The organism is Arthrobacter cavernae (assembly GCF_017368795.1).
Taxonomy (GTDB): Bacteria; Actinomycetota; Actinomycetes; order Actinomycetales; family Micrococcaceae; genus Arthrobacter; species Arthrobacter cavernae.
Window position 1 is genome coordinate 1 of record NZ_JAFNLL010000076.1, and the last position, 1,253, is coordinate 1,253.

Annotated in this window: 1 protein-coding gene; it reads right to left on the reverse strand. The window is 67.8% G+C overall.

What is annotated here, in order from left to right; translation table 11 throughout:
- Nucleotides 1-755 (reverse strand): nSTAND1 domain-containing NTPase (locus J1902_RS18605; protein ID WP_207617860.1); only part of this gene is annotated, 755 nt, incomplete at its 3' end.
- Nucleotides 756-1,253 lie beyond the last annotated feature (498 nt).

Sequence of the window (1,253 nt, forward strand, 5' to 3'; positions counted from 1 at the left end):
GCGTTGCGCTCCGGGCGCACGATGTCCAGCGGCAGGAAATGCCGGTCGTCCCGCCGGAGCCGCGGCAGCAGGCCCGCCCGCAGGGACGAGGACTTGCCGGCACCGGAGGGGCCCAGGATCACGAACAGCGACTTGACGCCCGAACTTCGCATCCCGCGCAGTTCCTCAAGACCGCTCACGATCTGCCCGTCCCGGCCGAAGAACACCGCTGCGTCGGCCTCCTCCAGCGGTTCCCACCCGCGGTAGGGGGCGCGGCCCGGATCATTCGGCGGCGGCCAGACGAAATGCTCCGCCCCGATCCCTGCCCGACGCAGACCCCGGTGCAGCCGCTGCAGGCCCTCCGTGAGGAAAACGACGGTATTGTTCTCGCCGTCTACATCGACTCGGATGCCGGTGGTGGGGCCGTTGCCGAACAGCTCGCAGCGCTGCCACTCCCCGGTGATACCCTCCTCCGCCAGAGGCTCCAGCCGTGCGCACAGGATCAGCTTCCCCAGATTCTCGGCAGTCCGGTACTCGGCAAGGCATTCGCGGGAGGCCTCCCAGTGCGCCGAGAGCAGGCAGATCACCGCCTCGCACCGCTCGTTGGCCCGCCGCAGCGCCTCCTTCCAGCGCTCACCGGACGCAATGCCCGTCACCGGGTCAAGGTCCAGGAAAATCTCGTCAGCCAGCCCCGGGTCCTGCTCCACCAGCCATTGCTTCAACGCGATGGCCTGGGGATTGTCCCTGCTCGAATGGCTCAGGAAAACACGCGACATGCGATCACCCCACCGAAGCGCCGCCGGGATGGGCAACCCGGCATCTGGTCCGGCCATAGGTGTTCCCGCCCGCGGGGAGCGCTGATGCCAGACATATTGGACCGGCACGCAACCTCAGGGCACATGGCCGTGGACAACGTGGAAGCACCCCGCACTCGTGCGAACCTGGCCATGGCGACTGCGGCTTGCACCGACCGCCTGCTGCGCCCCACGACCCGCCCATAGCAGCAATGGTCCACCCAAGACGCATCGCACCGCAATGGGCTGCCGATCCGCCAGCACCCGCATCGCCACAGGATCCGCGAATCCGGGACGTAACCGTCCGACGCCTGAGAGAGCCTCCCGGCCGGTCATTGTCCACCAGGTGGGCTCGATCTAGACTCCTGCCAGTACCTAAGAGTGCACCCGGCAGCGCAGAGGCCCCGCCGGAAAAGCCGCAGACCCGAAATGCCGCATTTGTACAGCAGAAACCCCAGGGTTCCCCGCGACCGGGGATGC